Genomic DNA, 17685 nt, shown 5'->3' with positions numbered 1-17685 from the left:
CGCCCGTGGCGCCCTCGACCCCAACCTGCAGCTGCCCATGTCCCGCCCGAGTCTCCTGCGATCGATGCTGAGTTTCAGTGGCGGCACCTTCGTGTCGCGCATCCTCGGCCTCGTGCGCGAGCAGGCGATCGCCTGGGCGTTCGGCGCCAACGCGATGACCGATGCGTTCTGGGTCGCGTTCCGCATCCCCAATTTCCTGCGCCGCCTGTTCGCCGAAGGCTCGTTCTCGGTCGCCTTCGTGCCGGTGCTGACGCAGACGCGCGAGACGCGGTCGCATGCCGAGCTCCGGGACCTGGTTGCCAATGTCAGCGGCACCCTCGGCGGCATCCTGCTCGTGGTGACCGCGCTGGGCGTGCTCGGCGCGTCGTGGCTGGCCGCCGGTTTCGCCCCGGGTTCGCTCGACGACCCGGCCAAGTTCGGCCTCACCACCGACCTGCTGCGGGTCACCTTTCCGTTCCTGCTGTTCGTGTCGCTGACCGCGCTGGCCGGTGGCGTGCTCAACAGCTTCCACCAGTTCATGCTGCCGGCGCTGACGCCGGTGATCCTCAACCTGTGCATGATCGCGGCCGCGCTGTGGTGGCGGCAGTATTTCGACGTGCCGATCATGGCGCTGGGCTGGGCGATCTTCGCCGCCGGCGTGCTGCAACTGCTGGTGCAGTTGCCCGCGCTGGCGCGCCTCGGGCTGCTGGCCTGGCCGCGCTGGGGCTGGCACCACGCCGGCGTGCGGCGCGTGCTCAGGCTCATGCTGCCGACGCTGTTCGGCTCCTCGGTGGCACAGGTCAACCTGCTGCTCGACACGCTGATCGCCTCGTTCCTCATCACCGGTTCGCAGACCTGGCTGGCGCAGACCGACCGCCTGCTCGAGTTCCCGTTGGGCGTGTTCGGGGTGGCGCTCGGCACCGTGATCCTGCCCTCGCTGTCGCGCCACCACGTCACCACCGATCGCGCGGCGTTCGCGCGCGCGCTCGACTGGGGCCTGCGCACGGCGCTGCTGATCGCGGTGCCGGCCATGCTCGCGCTCATGCTGCTGGCCAAGCCGGTGCTGGCGACGCTGCTGCAGCATGGCCGCTTCACCGCGCATGACGTCGACATGGCGGCGCTGTCGCTGGCGGCGCTCGCGCTGGGTCTGCCGGCCTTCGTGCTCGTCAAGGTGCTGGCGCCGGCGTTCTATGCGCGGCAGGACACCACCACGCCGGTGCGCGCGGGGGTGGCGGCGATGCTGGCCAACATGGCGCTCAACATCGTGTTCGTCGGCACGTTGTTCTGGCTCTGGCACGAGCCGGCCGACCTCGCCGACGGCTGGCTCGCCGGCATTGCCCGCGTGCCGGGCCTGCACATGGGGCTGGCGCTGGCAAGCGCGCTGGCGAGCTACCTCAACCTCGCGCTGCTGTGGCGTGCGTTGCGGCGCGACGGCAGCTACCAACGCCAACCGGGCTGGACGCGGCACCTGACGCGCCTGGCGCTGGCCTGCGCGGCGATGGTCGGCGTGCTGTTGCTGCTGCTGGCGCAGTGGCCTGCCTGGGGTGACTGGAGCGTGGCGACACGCATCTGGCGGCTGGCCGTGGTGATCGCCGCCGGCGCCGGCAGCTTCGTGCTCGTGCTGCTGGCGGCGGGCTTCCGCCTGCGCGATCTGCGGGCGAGCTGAACGCGCGGTGCGCCGCCGGCGGCGTGCCGAGCGCCGCGTATGCTGCGGCGCAGCGGCTATACTCGCGCGATGAACCGGCTTTTTCGTGACGCCGCCGGGCCCTGTCTGGCGCCGGGCGGCAGCGTCGTGTGCGTGGGTGCGTTCGATGGCGTGCATCTGGGCCATCGCGCGCTGCTCGCGCGCACCTGCGCGCGCGCGCGCGAGCTGGGCCTGCAGTCGATCGCGATCACGTTCGAGCCGGTGCCGCGCGAGTACTTTGCGCATGGCCAGGCCGTGCCGCGCCTGACCGGGGCGCGCGAGAAGCTGGCGTTGCTGTTGGCCAGCGGCGTGTCGAAGCTGCTGTCGCTGCGTTTCGACGCGCGCCTGACCGCGATGAGCGCGGAAGCCTTCGTCAGCGAGCTGTTGCTCGGGCGCGCGGGCCTGCGCGAGCTGTGGGTCGGCGCCGATTTCCACTTTGGCCATGCGCGCCGCGGCAATGTGGCCCTGCTCGAGCGGCTGGCGCCGCAGCTCGGCTTTGCGCTGCGCGTGCTGGCCGACGTGCAGGCCGGCGGCGTGCGCGTGAGCAGCAGCGCGTTGCGCGAGCAGCTCGCGGCCGGTCAGTTCGATGCGGCAGCGTGCGGCCTCGGGCGGCGTTTTTCGATCGGCGGCCATGTCGTGCGTGGTCAGCAGCTCGGCCGCAGGCTCGGCTACCCGACGGCCAATGTGCGGCTCGGACGGCGCACCGCGCCGGTCAGCGGCATCTTCGCCGTGCGCGTGCATGGGGTGGCCGCGCATGGGATGCCGGCGGTGGCGAGCCTCGGCGTGCGGCCGACCATCGATGGCACCGAACCGCTGCTCGAGGCGCACCTGTTCGACTTCGATGGCGACCTGTACGGGCGCCGCATCGAGGTCGAGTTCGTGGCCAAGCTCCGCGACGAGCGCAAATTCGCCGACCTGCCGGCGATGGTGCGGCAGATCGACCTCGACGCGGCGCAGGCGCGCGCACTGCTCGCCCACAACCCGCCGCAAGGGCAGGCTGCGGCCGGCGCCGCGCCGGCACACCCACTCTGCGGCTGAGTCGCAACCGCATACTCTCACCCATTTCCCGCATCCCGAACCCTGGCGCCGCCATGTCCAAGGACTACAAGAACACGATCAACCTGCCCAACACGCCGTTCGCGATGAAGGCCGATCTGGCCAAGCGCGAACCGGCCATGCTCGAGGCCTGGGACAAGGCGCAGCGCTATGCGCAGATCCAGCAGCGCAGCGCCGGGCGCGCCCACGCCTTCATCCTGCATGACGGTCCGCCCTACGCCAACGGCGCGATCCACATCGGCCACGCCGTCAACAAGGTGCTCAAGGACGTGGTGGTCAAGTCGGCGTTGCTGGCCGGATACCGCTCGCCCTACGTGCCGGGCTGGGACTGCCACGGCCTGCCGATCGAGATCGCGATCGAGAAGAAGGTCGGCAAGGTCGGGCAGAAGGTCGATGCGGCCGAGTTCCGCCGCCTGTGCCGCGCCTACGCAAGCGAACAGATCGACCTGCAGCGGCAGGATTTCAAGCGCCTGGGCGTGCTCGCCGACTGGGAGCATCCCTACCGCACGCTCGATTTCCGCTACGAGGCCGACATGCTGCGTGCGCTGGCGCAGATCCATGCCAACGGCCACGTGCTGCGCGGCTTCAAGCCCGTGCACTGGTGCTTCGATTGCGGCTCGGCGCTGGCCGAGGCCGAGATCGAATACCAGGACAAGCAGTCGCTGGCGGTCGACGTGGCCTACGATGCGGTCGATGCGCAAGCGCTCGCGGCGTGCTTCGGCGCGAGCATCGGCGCCGACGACATCGTTGCAGTGCCGATCTGGACCACGACGCCTTGGACGCTGCCGGCGAGCTTCGCGGTCACGCTTGGTCCCGAGCTCGACTATGTGCTGGCCGAAGGCCCCGCGCGCGGCGGCAGGCGCGTGCTGCTCGTGCTGGCGCAGTCGCTGGCGCAGGCGGCGCTGGCGCGCTACGGCGTGACCGAGCTGCACGTGCTCGGGCACGCGAAGGGCGCGCAGCTTGCCCTCGCCGCGCCGGCCAGGGCTGCCGGTGAACGCGACCACAGCCTGCTGCGCCATCCGTTCTACGCGCGCAGCGTGCCGCTCATCCTCGGTGACCACGTGTCGGCCGAGGACGGCACCGGCGCCGTGCATACCGCGCCGGGCCATGGCGCCGAGGACTTCGCGGTCGGCCAGCAGTACGGCATCGTGGCGGCGACAGCGGCCAACGAGCTCAATCCGGTGGGTGGCAATGGCGTGTACCTGCCAGGCACGCCGCTGTTCGAGGGCCAGTTCATCTGGAAGGCCAACGATGCGATCGTCGAACTGCTTGCGCAGCGCGGCGTGCTGCTTGCCCAGGCCAGGCTCAACCACAGCTATCCGCATTGCTGGCGCCACAAGACGCCGGTAGCGTTCCGCACCACGCCGCAGTGGTTCATCGGCATGCAGGCCGCCGGCCTGCGCGCGGCGGCGCTCGCGACGATCCGCGACGATGTCGACTGGTACCCGGCCTGGGGCGAGGAGCGCATCGCCGGCATGGTCGCCGGGCGCCCCGACTGGTGCATCTCGCGCCAGCGCACCTGGGGCGTGCCGATCGCGCTGTTCGTCGACAAGGTGAGTCAGCAGCCGCATCCGCGCAGCGCCGAGCTGATGCGCGAGGTGGCCGCGCGCGTCGAGCAGGCCGGCGTCGATGCCTGGTACGCGCTCGATCCGGCCGAACTGCTCGGTGCCGAGGCCGAACGCTATGAAAAGGTCACCGACATCCTTGACGTGTGGTTCGACTCGGGCGTCACCCACCACTGCGTGCTCGACCAGCGCCCCGAACTGGCGCGCCGGGCCGGCGACAGGGTCATGTACCTGGAAGGTTCCGACCAGCATCGCGGCTGGTTCCAATCCTCGCTGCTGACCGGTGCCGCCCTGCATGGCCGCGCACCGTACGACGTGGTGCTGACCCACGGCTTCACGGTCGACGCGCAGGGCCGCAAGATGTCCAAGTCGCTCGGCAACGTGATCGCACCACAGAAGGTCGTCGACACGCTCGGTGCCGACGTGCTGCGCCTGTGGGTGGCCTCGACCGACTATCGCAACGAGATCGCGGTGTCGGACGAAATCCTGCGTCGGGTGTCGGATTCCTATCGCCGCATCCGCAACACGGCGCGCTTCCTGCTCGGCAATCTCGATGGCTTCGATCCGGCGCGGCACCTGCTGCCGGTCGCCGACTGCCTGCTGCTGGACCAGTGGGCCGTGCAGCAGGCCCATGACGTGCAGGCCGCGGTGGTGGCCGCCTATGCGCAACACGACTTCCCCGAGGTGGTGGCGCGCGTGCAGAACTTCTGCACCAACGAGATGGGCGCACTGTACCTGGACATGACCAAGGACCGGCTCTACACGATGCCCACCGACAGCCATGGCCGGCGCAGCGCGCAGAGCGCGATGTATCGCATCGTCGAGGCGCTCGTGCGCTGGATTGCGCCGGTGTTGTCGTTCACGGCCGAGGAGATCTGGCCGCTGATCCCGGGCGAACGCGGCGAATCGGTGCTGTTCGAGCAGTGGTACGACGGCCTTGCCGCCACCCAGGGCACGCCCGAGCGGCGCCAATGGTGGGCCGACCTGCTGGCCATCCGCAGCGCCGCCGCGCGCCTGCTCGAGGGCATGCGCACCAGCGGCACGCTCGGCGCCTCGCTGCAGGCCGAATTGAGCCTGCATGCCGACGCGGCGGTCCGCGCGCGCTATGCCGAGGTCGCCGACGAGTTGCGCTTCTTCTTCATCACCTCGCGCCTCGACTGGGCCGATGCGGCGGCGCCGGCCGGCGGCGAGCTGGTCAGGCTCGATGGTGGCAGCGTCACCGTGACGGCGCGCGCCAGCGAGGCGGCCAAGTGCATCCGTTGCTGGCATTACCGCGACGACGTCGGCACCCACGCCGAACACCCCGAACTGTGTGGGCGCTGCGTCGACAATGTCGATGGCGGCGGCGAGACGCGGCGGTGGTTTTGAGCACGCGCGGGATGGACGGACGCGAGACGACGATGAACCGCAACGGCAATGCCTTGCCGTGGCTGCTGCTGTCGGCGGTCGTGATCGCGCTCGATCAATGGACCAAGCATCTCGCGCTGGCGAACCTGCAACCGTTCGAGCCGCACGTGGTCATCGCCGGCCTGCTCGACTGGACGCTGGCGTTCAACAGTGGCGCCGCCTTCAGTTTCCTCGCCGGCGGCGATGGCTGGCAGCGCTGGCTGTTCGCGGCGCTGGCGATCGGCGTGAGCACGGTGCTGGCGGTGTGGCTGGCGCGGCTGGCGCGCGGCGACTGGCGCAACGCGGCGCCGCTCGCGCTCATCATCGGCGGCGCGCTCGGCAATCTCGTGGATCGCCTGCGGCTGGGCCATGTGGTCGACTTCATCGACGTGCACCTGGGCAGCGCGCACTGGCCTGCCTTCAACATCGCCGACTCGGCAATCAGCGTCGGCGCGGTCATGCTGATCGCATTTGGCCTCGGCAGTGGGCAGCGGCGCGGCAAGCACGGATAATCACCCCATGGAAGTCATCCTTGCCAACCCGCGCGGCTTCTGCGCGGGCGTCGACCGCGCCATCGAGATCGTCGAGCGTGCCCTGGAAGCCTTTGGCGCGCCGATCTACGTGCGGCACGAGGTCGTGCACAACCGTTACGTGGTCGACAACCTGCGCAGCAAGGGTGCGATCTTCGTCGAGGACCTGCACGAGGTGCCCAACGGCGCCACCGTGATCTTCAGCGCCCACGGCGTGTCGCGCGCGGTGCGTGACGAGGCCGCGCTGCGCAACCTGCGCGTGTTCGACGCGACCTGCCCGCTGGTCACCAAGGTGCACCTGGAGGTCGGTCGCCATGGCAAGGCCGGGCGCGACGTGGTGCTGATCGGCCACGCCGGCCATCCCGAAGTGCAGGGCACGATGGGGCAATGGAACGGCGCCTATCCGGGCCTGATCCACCTGGTCGAGAACCTCGAGGGCGTGGCGTGCATGACGCCGCGCGACGCCGGCCAACTGGCCTACGTCACCCAGACCACGCTGTCGGTCGACGACACGATCGCGATCATCCGGGCGCTGCGCGAACGCTTCCCGGCGATCCAGGGGCCGCGTCACGACGACATCTGCTACGCCACGCAGAACCGCCAGGACGCGGTGCGCCGGCTCGGCCAGCAGTGCGACCTCGTGCTCGTGGTCGGCTCGCCCAACAGTTCCAACTCGAACCGCCTGCGCGAGCTGGCCGAGAAGCAAGGCGTGCCGGCCTTCCTCATCGACGGTGCCGCCGACATCGCGCCCGAGTGGCTCATCGGCCGCCAGCGCATCGGCGTCACGGCCGGCGCCTCGGCGCCCGAGAAGCTCGTGCGCGAGGTCGTCGAGAGCCTGCGCGCGGCCGGCGCCAGCCAGGTCCGCGAGCTCGGCGGCAAGCCCGAGGACATGGTGTTCGCGCTGCCGAAGGAGTTGCGGTTGCGCACCGCGCGGTGAGCTCGCGGCGCGCCTGGCCCGGGTCCCCGGGGCCCCGCGGCGGGGCGATCGGGCCGTTCGTCGGCGGACTGTCGCCGACGATCGGGCCTGGGCCGCCGCGGCCGCAGGTTGTGGCTAGGATGCAGCTATCGCATGGTGCCATCGGCATGCGACGATCCGGGCGGTGGGGAAATTCGGCGGAGGTTCTGATGCAATACCACTCATCCAGCGCGTTGAAGCGACGCCCGCCGTGGCAAACGGGGCGTGGCTTCACGCTCGTCGAGCTCCTCATCACGCTGGCGCTCATCGCGATCCTCGCGGCGATGGCGTTCCCGAGCTTCCGCGAGTTTTCCGCCCGCATGGCCGTGACCGACAACACCAACAGCCTCATCGGCGCGATCAACTCGGCGCGCGCCGAGGCGGTCAAGCGGGGGCGTCCGGCGGCGGTGATCGCCAACGGTGGCGACTGGAACAATGGCTGGCAGGTGGTGGTGGCGAAGGAAACGGCCACCGGGATCGAATACACACCGACCTCGCCCGGCACGACCGCCGCGGCGTGCGCTGCCTACCTCGACAATGCGGTTACGCCAAGCAACACCGTGCCATTGTGCGTGCGTCACCAGGACGCCATGCGCGATGGTTACCGCGTGCTCGGCAGTGGCACGGAAGTCGTATTCACGGCGATGGGCAGCGTGCAGGGCGGCGGTGATTTCGATTTCAGCGTGTGCCGCCCCAGCAACAACGCCAACCCGACGCAGTCGCGGTGGGTGCATGTCGGTCCGGGTGGCACGGTCGAGAGCCGCCGTGACACCACCAGCTCGCCGGCCGGAAATTGCAGTTGAGGATCCACACGATGCGCAGACTCATGCCAGCACGCGGGTTCACGTTGCTCGAAGTGCTTATCGCGGTACTGATCTTCACGCTTGGTCTGCTCGGCGTGGCCGGGCTCATGGTGCTGTCGGTGCGCACCAACCACAGTGCCTACCTGCGCACGCAGGCATCGTTCCTCGCGCAGTCGATGGCCGACCGCATGCGCAGCAACGTGGGCTGGGCCAATGATTACAACGGCACCTACGACTCGAGTACGACAGGTGCCGGCACCTGCAGTGGCGGCGTATGCACGCCTGCCGCGCTCGTCACGCGCGACACGCAGCTGTGGAGCCAGCAGCTCGTCGACCAGTTGCCGGGCGGCACGGCCACGATCACCTGCAACGGTACCTATGGCGAGGGGGCGCTGCCACGCGGTTCAGGAACGGAGCCTTTCGATGGCATTTGCTCGATGGTGATCCAGTGGACCGAAGCCGACCTGCAGCGCACGGCCACGGCCGCGCCACCCGCCACGCAGACCTTCGCCTGGGTGTTCCAGCCATGACCGGGAATCGCCACGACATGTCACGCGCCAGTCGCAGCCCGCGGGGCTTCTCGCTGATCGAGATCATGATCGCCTTGACGCTGGGTCTGTTGCTCAGCGTCGGCATCATGAGCCTGTTCAGCAATACCAGCCGCACCAACAAGCTGCAGGATGCGCTGGCGCGCCTGCAGGAAAACGGCCGCTTTGCCGTCACCCAGATCGACCGCGACCTGCGCATGCTGAGCGCGCAGTACTGCAGCAACACGGCAGGCGGCAGCCCGCCCGGCACGGTGGCGCCGGTGGTACCGGCACGAGCGCCGATGGTCTACGCACCCGACCTCCGGCTGCCCGACAGCACGATCAACAGCATCGATTCCGCCGGCAATCCGAGTGCTGCACCGGCCGCGTCGCCCTATGCCTTGAGCCCGCGCTGGTTCGTGCAGGGCTATTCCTGCACGGCCAGCAGCTGCACGCCGGCCTTGCCGAGCGGCGCCGGCCAGATTCCGACGATGGGCCTGGCCGCCGGGCGACGCGTGCCCGCCTCCGACGTGCTCACGATCCGCTACCAGCGTGGCAGTGGCTGGCCGGTAGCCATGAATGCCTGCGCAGTGGCGGCCGGCGATCCGCTGGTCAATGGCACCACGATCACGGTCAGTCCGCAGGTGGGTGATGACCCGATCGGCAACATGCAGCCCGGTTTGGCGCTCATTTCCGACTGCGTCAATCCCGCGGTGATCCCGATCGGTGGCGTGGCCGGCAATATGCTCACGATCGGCACCGCGCCGTCGACCAGCGGCGGCATCTTGCCGGGCGCGCAGGGCGCACTGTGCATGGGCAACCGCACGCGCGACGTGCGTCTGTTCAACTTCAGCGACGACTTCGTCACGGTCAGCTACTACCTCGTGTTCCGCGATGACGACAATCCCGACGCGCGGCCCAACAGTGGCGCGGCGCGGCGCCTCGTGCCGGTGCTCGTGCGGCGCGAGAACGGCGTGGAGCAGGAACTCGTGCGTGGCGTCGACCAGCTCGCGTTCCGCTACGGCGTCCAGGATGCCGGCGGCAACCTGCAGTTCATGACGGCGGCGCAGGTGCAAACGGCGGGGAGCTGCACGGCACCGCCGCCCGGCATGCCGTTGGAGCCGGGTTGCATGTGGCGCTCGGTGAAGACCGTGGAACCGCACCTGCTGCTTAACACGGTCGATGAGGTCTTCGGTCTCGACAACGCGAGCCGCACGTTCCGCTTTGCCGGCAGCAGTTACACGCTGGCCGACACGGCCTCCTTGCCGTCCGGCATCAGGGCCGGCAGCCAGTTGCGCCGTGAGTTCATCGCTTATGTCTCCGTCCGTGACCGTCATCTCTAGGCCCGACCCATGAATATCGAGTTTCAGCGATCACCAGGCCGCCAGCGCGGCGCCGTGCTGTTCGTGGCCCTGATCTTCCTGTTGCTGATCACGCTGCTCACGCTGACCGCGATGGGCACGTCGATCCTGCAGGAGAAGATGACCGGCGGCATGCGCAACCAGCAACTCGCGATGATGGGGGCCGAGAGCGCCGTGCGCGGCACCGAGGCATGGCTGTGGCACGTGCGCTTCAACGATTCCACGGGCAATCCGCTGCCGCCCTGTCAGGGGAGCGGTTCGAGCTGCGTGTATCGACCAGACATCAACGGCACCTTGCAAAGCGGCGTGCAGGCGTTCCGCAGTTCGTTCGGCTGGGTGGCCGCACTGCCCGGCATGCCGGGTTACGCGCACGCGTTGACCGGGCTCAGCGGTGATGACGAAACCGCGTCGCTGGCCAGGCAGCCGAACGTCCTGCTCGAGGACATCGGGCCGAACGTGCCGCCGAGTGCCGGCCAGCAGTCCGGGGCCATTGATCCCGAGACGCTGAACGCCTACCACTTCTACCGCATCACCGCGCGCAGCCAGGGCGGCAGTGCGGCCGTCCAGCGCGTGGTCGAGAGTGTGTACTCGGCGTCGAACATGACCGATGCCGGATTCGGCACCAGCACGCCGTGATCGTGCAGACCCATTCAGGAGCGATCCCATGACTCGCCTAACGTCTTCAACGACCTTGTCCATCGCGGTAGCGGCCGTGTGCGCGCTGGCGGGTGCGGGTGCACCACAGCAGGCGCTGGCGCAATCACCGGCGGCCGGCACGGTGAACCTGTTGACCACTCCGCCCGAGCTGACCTCGAAGGTCGCTCCCAACGTGGTGCTGACCTTCGACGATTCGGGTTCGATGGGTCGCAACTACATGGGCGACCAGCGCCCGTACACGGGCGCCGGCTGGGGTGGGACCGACCAGCAGAACACCACGGGCAGCGCGACGTGGCCGAGCGGTGGTGGTCCCTATCTGTGTGCAGGCGTCATCGATCCGCGCATCACCGATCCGGCCGACCCGCGTTCGTGGGCGATGAATGGCGTCTACTACAATCCCAACTCGAACTACCAGCCGCCGCTCATGGCCGATGGCGTGACCGCGTTCCCGAATGCGCGCTTCACCGCCGCCTGGGACAACGGCATCCTGCAGAATCGCCCCCAGTCACCGACCAGTTCGTCGACACGCAATCTGGGCACCGACACTCGATTCTGTAACCGTGCTGCCGGCTATTACCGCTACAAATCCACCGCGCCGGCATTGACACTCGACGCCAACGGCCGCATCAGCAATACCGGCGTGCTCTATACCGCGAGCAACTGGGAATGGGTGGATCTGACCGGTGCGACTGCGACCGAGCAGCAGAACTTCGCCAACTGGTATTCGTACTACCACACACGCTACACCGCGGCGGTCACCTCGGTATCGCGCGCGTATGCGACCTTCGACAATGGTATCCGCGTGGCCTGGCAGAACATCAACACCCGCCAGATCACCAATGCGACCAAGATCTTTCCGTTCGAGGATACCGGCTCGACCACGACGCGAACCGACTTCTACAACTGGCTGTTCTCGACTCCGGTCGGTGGCAACACCCCGAACCAGGCCGCGGCCGATCGCGTCGGCAAGCTCTTCCAGCGCAACACCGGCGCGGCCGACACCAATCCGTACTGGGAGCGCGCGACGGGACGCGAGCTCAGTTGTCGCAAGAACTTCCACATCCAGATGACCGACGGCCTGTGGAACAACTCGGTGGTCACGCCGGCGCGGCGCGACACCAACGCCATCGCGACCTTGCCCGACGGCCGCAGCTACTCGGTCAGTGAACTGCAGTCCAAGATCTTCTGGAACGAGGGCAGCAGCGCGCAGAACACGATGGCCGACATCGCCTTCAACTATTGGGCGACCGACCTGCGTCCCGACTTCCAGAGCAACCCGCAGACCAAACTCAAGGTGCGCCCCTATCTGGTGGATCGCACGACCGGGGTGACTGGCAGCACGCCGCTGCTGCCCGGCAACAACTGGCTCGATAACCGGGAGCTCTACTGGAACCCCGCCAATGATCCGGCGACCTGGCCGCATCTGGTGCAGTTCATGATCGGCCTGGGCGTCGACGGCACGATCCCCAAGACCGACACCAACTACCTCAAGCTGCGCCTCGGCACGCTGGCCTGGCCGGTGCTGCAGGGAGGCAGTGCACCGTATTCGGATACATCGGAGAAGATCGACGACATGTGGCATGCGGCGATCAACAGCCGTGGCGACTTCTTCGCCGCCTCCAATCCCGACGAGCTGATCGACGCGCTGCGCCGGATCATCGCCAGCGTGGTGGCACAGAGCAGTTCCTCGACGCCGGCGGCGGTGTCGCTGCCGATCCTGACCGGTGGCAACAGCGCCTATCAAGGCGGCTACGACACCAGCGGCTGGCCCGGCAACGTGCGACGCTGGACCTTGGATGCGTCGGGTCAGCCCGCCAGCGTGCTGTGGGATGCGGGCTGCCGCCTCACGGGAGGCAGTTGCGCCGACCCGGCCGGCACCAATCCCGTGCGCGATCCCAACAGCCGCATCATCGTGACCTCGAACGGCGCCGCGAGCGGCCTGCCGTTCCGCTGGGGCAGCCTGACCACGGCGCAGCAGAACGCGCTCAACCAGACGCCAGGCGCTGCACCTTGTGCGGGCTCGGGGCCCAACTGCGATGGCTACGGAGCGGACCGCGTCGACTATCTGCGCGGCAAGCGCGACAACGAGACGGCACCGGCAACACCGCTGCTGCGCGTGCGCCAATCGGTGCTCGGTGCCGTCATCAACGGCGAGCCGGCCTATGTGTCTTCGCCACGCAGCGGCTATCACGACATGTTCCCGCCCGGTTCGCCCGAGGCCTCAGCCGCGGCCACCGACAGCACCAAGACCTATGCCTACTACCAGAACCAGCAGCGTGCGCGGACCCCGATGATCTACGTCGGCGCCAATGACGGCATGCTGCACGCGTTCGATGCGACCAGTGGCGACGAGAAGTGGGCGTTCGTTCCCGATACGGTCATTCGCAACGGGCGCGCGGCGGCGTCGACCAAACGCGACGCCGATCTCGTCCCCGGCGTGGATGCCAAGCCGCGTGAGCGTGACGTGTTTCTCAATGGCGCCTGGCGCACGATCCTGGTCGGGTCCACGCGCCTGGGTGGCCGCGGCGTCTATGCGCTCGATGTGACCAACCCGGCGCAGGCCGATGAGACGGCGGCCAGCGGCTCGAACGGCGTGGTCATGTGGGAGTTCAGCAGCGGCGATGTCGCCAGCACGGCCGGCGATCCGCCCTGCGCTGCGGGTTCGCGCACCTGCGCCTCACTCGGCTACACCTACGATTCGGCCAACATCGCGCGCCTCAAGTCCAACGACAAGTGGGTTGCGCTCGTCTCGAGTGGCTATTTTCCGTCCAATGTCGATGCCGCCGCGCGATCGGGCGATCGCTTCGAGGCGGCGGCGAGCCGCACCTCGCTGCTGGTCATCGACTTGGAGACGGGTCAGCTCATCAGGGAACTGCGTACGAGTCTTGCTCCGCAGACGATGCCGACCGGGTTCAAGACCTTTGGCCTGTCGACGCCGATGGTCTACGACTTGGGGAGCGACGAAGTCGACGATCTCGCCTATGCGGGCGATCTGGCCGGCAATCTGTGGCGTTTCGATCTCTCCGACAGCAACCCGAACAACTGGAAGGTCGACCTCATGTTCACCAGTTACGGTAACGGTGGCGCGGCCACGGCAGGTGATCAGCCGATCGTGTTCAACCCGACCGCGCTCGGTGATCCGGTGACGCGCAGACCGATCCTCGTGATCGGTACCGGCAAGTACCTCGGCGAGGACGACCGCACGAGCCTGATTCCGCAGCAGGCCTTCTACGGCATCCGCGATTACGGCACGGCTTCGACCAACTATCCGATCAAGGTGAACCAGCTCGTCACGCAGAACCTGGCCCAGGCCGCCAACGACGTGCGCAGCGTGACCGGTTTCACCAACCCGACCGGATCGGTGCCGACCTCCACCCCTGAGATGCGGCTGGGCTCGATGTCGGGCAGCACGGCGGTCATCGTGTCGGTCAAGGCCCACGGCTGGCGCATGCCGCTCAATATCGCCACCGAGAAGGGCGAGCGTGCGCAGCGCCGCGCGATCCCGATCGTTACGGCCAACGTGGCGATGCTGTACGGGCTCATTCCGAAGAGCGATGACCCTTGCGATCCGGGCGCGCGTTACTCGATCATGGCGCTCGATGCAGCCACGGGCGCCGCGATCAACACGGCGGGCGGCATCGGCTCCGGTCGCGGCCTGATCGGTGCGGTCGTGACGGCGCCGACGCCCCCGAGCGATCCGGTGATCAAGCGCGGCGGCGGTGGCGGCGTGGTGGTGGGCTTGCCGGCCGGCGTGCCGATCGCGGTCAAGGACGCCCTGGACGCGATCCTGGCGGCGGCGATCCCGGTGTGGCACCGCAGCGGCTGGCGCGAACTGCTCAACTGAGCGATGGTGTTTGCGGGCGTGCACTCGCGGCGATCGCGATGGCACGCCCGACTGGAGATCGACAATGAAACAAATCCGGGCTTTCACGCTGATCGAGCTGTTGATCGTGGTGGCGATCGTGGCCATCCTTGCCGCCATCGCCTACCCGAGCTATTCCAACTACGTGATGCGCTCGCGTCGTGCCGATGGCAAGGAATTCCTCATGCGCGTGGCGGCGGCGCAGGAACGCTACTTCACCAATCTGAACCGCTACGCGTCGATGGCGACGCTGGGGCTGGGCACCACGTCGGAGAGCGGCTATTACACGGTGTCGGTCGCCCTCGCCAACGACGACCAGACCTACACGCTGACTGCCTCGCCGCAGGGACCGCAGGCGCCCGACCAGTGCGCCAACCTCACGCTGACCAACACCGGCTTCAAGGACAAGTCCGGTAACGAAAACAACGGTAAGTGTTGGTGAGCGCCAGCGGCCTGTGCTGGCCGCGGGCCTCCCGCCCGGTTGTCGCCTGCCGGGCGAGTGTCTATACTCCGCGACCCTCGCCGGAGTAGCTCAGCTGGTAGAGCAACGCATTCGTAATGCGTGGGTCGGGGGTTCGATTCCCTTCTCCGGCACCAGGTTCACCGCGGCGGCAACGCAAACGTGTTGCCGCCGCGGCGTTTGGCGCGGTGTACGCGCTGCGGCGCCGACGGGCGCACAACAAGGTTTCGGGCGGTTAGCTCAGCGGTAGAGCATTGCCTTCACACGGCAAGGGTCGCAGGTTCGAACCCTGCACCGCCCACCATTCCCTCCGGTTTCATCGCGCGGGTCGCGCTGCGGCCGATTGCCGCTGCCGCCGGCTTGAGTGCGCGCGGCGTGCGCGGCTATCCTTGCCGCCCTTTCAATCGCGGGCCGACATCCATGCGCCGACCACTGGTTGCCGGAAACTGGAAGATGCACGGTTCGCGGGCGATGGCCGCCGAGCTCGTTGGCGCGCTGGTCGCCGATGCCGGTGGCCCGGTCGAGATCGCGATCCTGCCGCCGTTTCCGTACATCGAGGCGCTCGTCGCCCGCCACGCCGGCAGCGGACTCGCCTTCGGCGCACAGGACGTGTCGGCCCATGCGACGGGCGCCTACACCGGCGAGGTCGCGGCCGCGATGCTCAAGGACATCGGTTGCAGCCATGTCCTGGTCGGTCATTCCGAGCGGCGCCAATACCATGGCGAGAACGATGCCTTGGTCGCGGCCAAGTTCATTGCTGCGGAGCAGGCCGGTTTGGTGCCGATCCTGTGCGTGGGCGAGACGCTCGCGGAACGCGAAGCCGACATCACCCGCACCGTGATCGCGCGCCAGCTCGAGGCCGTGGTCGGCGCAGCCGGCATCGCCGCGTTCGCGCGGGCGGTGGTGGCCTACGAGCCGGTGTGGGCGATCGGTACCGGACGCACCGCCTCGCCGGCACAGGCGCAGGAGGTACACGCCTTCATGCGTGACACATTCGCGCGGCACGATGCTACAATCGCCGACTCGCTGCGGCTCCTGTATGGCGGCAGCGTCAAACCCGCCAACGCGGCCGAGCTGTTCGGCCAGCGTGACGTGGACGGTGGATTGATCGGTGGGGCGTCGTTGTCGGCAGCGGATTTCCGCGCCATCTGCGCCGCAGCCGCTGTTTCGTGAAGAGTGCAAGATGCTTCTTATCGTTGCCAATGTTCTCTATGTGCTGACGGCGGTCGCCATGACTGTCCTGATCCTCCTGCAGCGTGGCGCTGGCGCCAACGCGGGATCGGGCTTCGGCGGCGGCGCGTCGGCGACCGTTTTCGGTGCGCGCGGCTCGGCCAACTTCCTGTCGCGCAGCACGGCGGTCCTCGCCGGTTTGTTCTTCCTGCTCAGCCTCGGCATGGGCATGTACGTGAGCCGCACGGCAGGCGATCGACCGACCAGCACCGATCTGGGTGTGATGGCCGGGGCGACCACGCCAGCCAAGCCGGAAGCCCCCGCGCCGGCGGCAACGAGCGACGTGCCCGCGGCAAACGCGGCGCCCGCAACGGATGTGCCGGCCGCCACGGCGACGCCGGCGGTGCAGGGCGACAAGCCGGCGGCGCAACCGCCGGCACCAGCGCCAGGCAAGTAGGAAGGACGGAACGAGTTGGCAGTGCCCAGGTGGCGGAATTGGTAGACGCACTACCTTGAGGTGGTAGCGGGGAGACCCGTGGAGGTTCGAGTCCTCTCTTGGGCACCACTTTGATGCGGACGACGGTCGCGGCTATCCGCGACCGTCGTTCCGGATCGTTTCTCACCGTCGTCGTGCCGGCTGCGCCGGCGCGACCGCTGATGCGCCTGCGGCGCGGAGGTGTCTGTGTTGGCCGAGTATTTCCCGGTGCTGTTGTTCCTCGTGGTGGCGGCGATCATCGGCATCGCGCTCATCGTCATCGGCAACGTGCTCGGCCCGCGACGCCCCGACCGCGAGAAGACCTCGACCTACGAGTGCGGCTTCGAGGCCTTCGAGGACGCGCGCATGCGTTTCGACGTGCGCTACTACCTCATCGCGATCCTGTTCATCATCTTCGACCTGGAAATCGCCTTCGTGTTTCCGTGGGCGACCGTGTTCAGCAGTCTGGGCCTGGTCGGCTTCGTCGAGATGGGCATGTTCCTCGGCCTGCTCGTCCTCGGCTACATCTACGTGTGGAAGAAAGGGGCTCTGGAATGGGAGTGATCCGTTGCGCCGGCGTGCCGCTGGCGTTGTCCGCGCGCCTGCGTGATCGGTTGCCGATCGCGCTTGGTCATCCAGGCAGGGTTATCGCATGAGCATCGTGTCCCGTGTCAGCGCGTCGATGCACAACCCGGCGCCGCTCGATGTCGTCGACGACATCCTGCGTCAGGACGCCGACAATCCGCTGATCCAGCGCGGCTTCGCCACCGCGACGCTCGACTCGCTCATCAACTGGGCGCGCACCGGCTCGATGTGGCCCGTCACGTTCGGCCTGGCCTGCTGCGCGGTCGAGATGATGCATGCCGGCGCCGCGCGCCTGGACCTGGATCGCTATGGCGTGATCTTCCGCCCCAGCCCGCGCCAGTCCGACGTGATGATCGTGGCTGGCACGCTGGTCAACAAGATGGCGCCGGCGCTGCGCAAGGTCTACGACCAGATGCCCGACCCCAAGTGGGTGATCTCGATGGGCTCGTGCGCCAACGGTGGTGGCTATTACCACTATTCCTATGCGGTCGTGCGCGGTTGTGATCGCATCGTGCCGGTCGACGTGTACGTGCCCGGCTGCCCGCCCACGGCGGAGGCGCTCATCCACGGCATCTTGCAGTTGCAGCGCAAGATTCGCCGCACCAACACCATTGCGCGTTGATGGAGCCG

General features: G+C 68.2%; 15 protein-coding genes and 3 tRNA genes. All 18 read left to right on the top strand.

The features are described 5' to 3' along the window. The first annotated feature begins 37 nt into the window (after positions 1 to 37). The 18 genes from murJ to KF903_RS01970 all read left to right on the top strand — a co-directional run bounded on the left by murJ (position 38) and on the right by KF903_RS01970 (position 17677). Entirely contained in the window at positions 38 to 1645 is a 1608-nt protein-coding gene (gene murJ / locus KF903_RS02055) for a murein biosynthesis integral membrane protein MurJ (protein WP_291210357.1), read from the top strand. Between the two features lie 69 nt (positions 1646 to 1714). Next, positions 1715 to 2701, top strand: a complete 987-nt coding sequence (locus KF903_RS02050) for a bifunctional riboflavin kinase/FAD synthetase (protein ID WP_291210356.1) — start codon at positions 1715 to 1717, stop codon at positions 2699 to 2701. 53 nt (positions 2702 to 2754) lie between these two features. Then, entirely contained in the window at positions 2755 to 5652 is a 2898-nt protein-coding gene (gene ileS / locus KF903_RS02045; protein WP_291210355.1) for an isoleucine--tRNA ligase, read from the top strand. Positions 5653 to 5684: 32 nt separating this feature from the next. Next, positions 5685 to 6182: a signal peptidase II gene (gene lspA, locus KF903_RS02040; RefSeq protein ID WP_291210352.1), complete on the top strand. Its 498-nt coding sequence runs from the start codon at positions 5685 to 5687 to the stop codon at positions 6180 to 6182. 7 nt (positions 6183 to 6189) lie between these two features. After that, positions 6190 to 7137 (top strand): 4-hydroxy-3-methylbut-2-enyl diphosphate reductase, encoded by a 948-nt coding sequence (ispH, locus tag KF903_RS02035; RefSeq protein ID WP_291210349.1) that lies wholly within the window; start codon positions 6190 to 6192, stop codon positions 7135 to 7137. 188 nt (positions 7138 to 7325) lie between these two features. Continuing rightward, on the top strand, positions 7326 to 7958 hold the full coding sequence (locus tag KF903_RS02030; protein WP_291210346.1) for a GspH/FimT family pseudopilin: 633 nt from the start codon (positions 7326 to 7328) through the stop codon (positions 7956 to 7958). Positions 7959 to 7969: 11 nt separating this feature from the next. Beyond that, entirely contained in the window at positions 7970 to 8488 is a 519-nt protein-coding gene (gene pilV / locus KF903_RS02025; RefSeq protein ID WP_291210343.1) for a type IV pilus modification protein PilV, read from the top strand. Continuing rightward, entirely contained in the window at positions 8485 to 9828 is a 1344-nt protein-coding gene (locus KF903_RS02020) for a PilW family protein (protein WP_291210340.1), read from the top strand. Before pilV ends, KF903_RS02020 begins: the two co-directional genes overlap by 4 nt. 9 nt (positions 9829 to 9837) lie before the next feature. Then, on the top strand, positions 9838 to 10482 hold the full coding sequence (locus tag KF903_RS02015) for a PilX N-terminal domain-containing pilus assembly protein (RefSeq protein WP_291210337.1): 645 nt from the start codon (positions 9838 to 9840) through the stop codon (positions 10480 to 10482). A gap of 28 nt (positions 10483 to 10510) precedes the next feature. Continuing rightward, complete coding sequence (locus KF903_RS02010) at positions 10511 to 14347, top strand: PilC/PilY family type IV pilus protein (RefSeq protein ID WP_291210334.1); 3837 nt, start codon at positions 10511 to 10513, stop codon at positions 14345 to 14347. A gap of 64 nt (positions 14348 to 14411) precedes the next feature. Next, a complete protein-coding gene (locus KF903_RS02005) occupies positions 14412 to 14807 on the top strand; it encodes a type IV pilin protein (protein ID WP_291210331.1) in 396 nt (131 codons plus the stop codon). Between the two features lie 79 nt (positions 14808 to 14886). Beyond that, positions 14887 to 14962: transfer RNA gene (locus tag KF903_RS02000), tRNA-Thr, on the top strand. 92 nt (positions 14963 to 15054) lie between these two features. Further along, positions 15055 to 15129: transfer RNA gene (locus KF903_RS01995), tRNA-Val, on the top strand. A 116-nt stretch (positions 15130 to 15245) separates the two neighbouring features. Continuing rightward, positions 15246 to 15998, top strand: a complete 753-nt coding sequence (gene tpiA / locus KF903_RS01990; RefSeq protein WP_291210329.1) for a triose-phosphate isomerase — start codon at positions 15246 to 15248, stop codon at positions 15996 to 15998. Between the two features lie 10 nt (positions 15999 to 16008). Further along, a complete protein-coding gene (secG, locus tag KF903_RS01985; RefSeq protein ID WP_291210326.1) occupies positions 16009 to 16452 on the top strand; it encodes a preprotein translocase subunit SecG in 444 nt (147 codons plus the stop codon). Between the two features lie 23 nt (positions 16453 to 16475). Beyond that, positions 16476 to 16560, top strand: a tRNA-Leu gene (locus KF903_RS01980). 117 nt (positions 16561 to 16677) lie between these two features. Next, positions 16678 to 17034 carry an NADH-quinone oxidoreductase subunit A gene (locus tag KF903_RS01975; protein WP_291210641.1) on the top strand — a complete coding sequence of 119 codons (357 nt, stop codon included), beginning with the start codon at positions 16678 to 16680 and terminating at the stop codon, positions 17032 to 17034. A gap of 88 nt (positions 17035 to 17122) precedes the next feature. Continuing rightward, positions 17123 to 17677 (top strand): NADH-quinone oxidoreductase subunit B, encoded by a 555-nt coding sequence (locus tag KF903_RS01970; RefSeq protein WP_291210323.1) that lies wholly within the window; start codon positions 17123 to 17125, stop codon positions 17675 to 17677. Positions 17678 to 17685 lie beyond the last annotated feature (8 nt).

It is taken from the genome of Dokdonella sp. (assembly GCF_019634845.1).
Taxonomy (GTDB): domain Bacteria; phylum Pseudomonadota; class Gammaproteobacteria; order Xanthomonadales; family Rhodanobacteraceae; genus Dokdonella_A.
The sequence above is the reverse complement of the archived record's forward strand: the minus strand, read 5'-3'. Positions and strand labels throughout refer to the sequence as shown.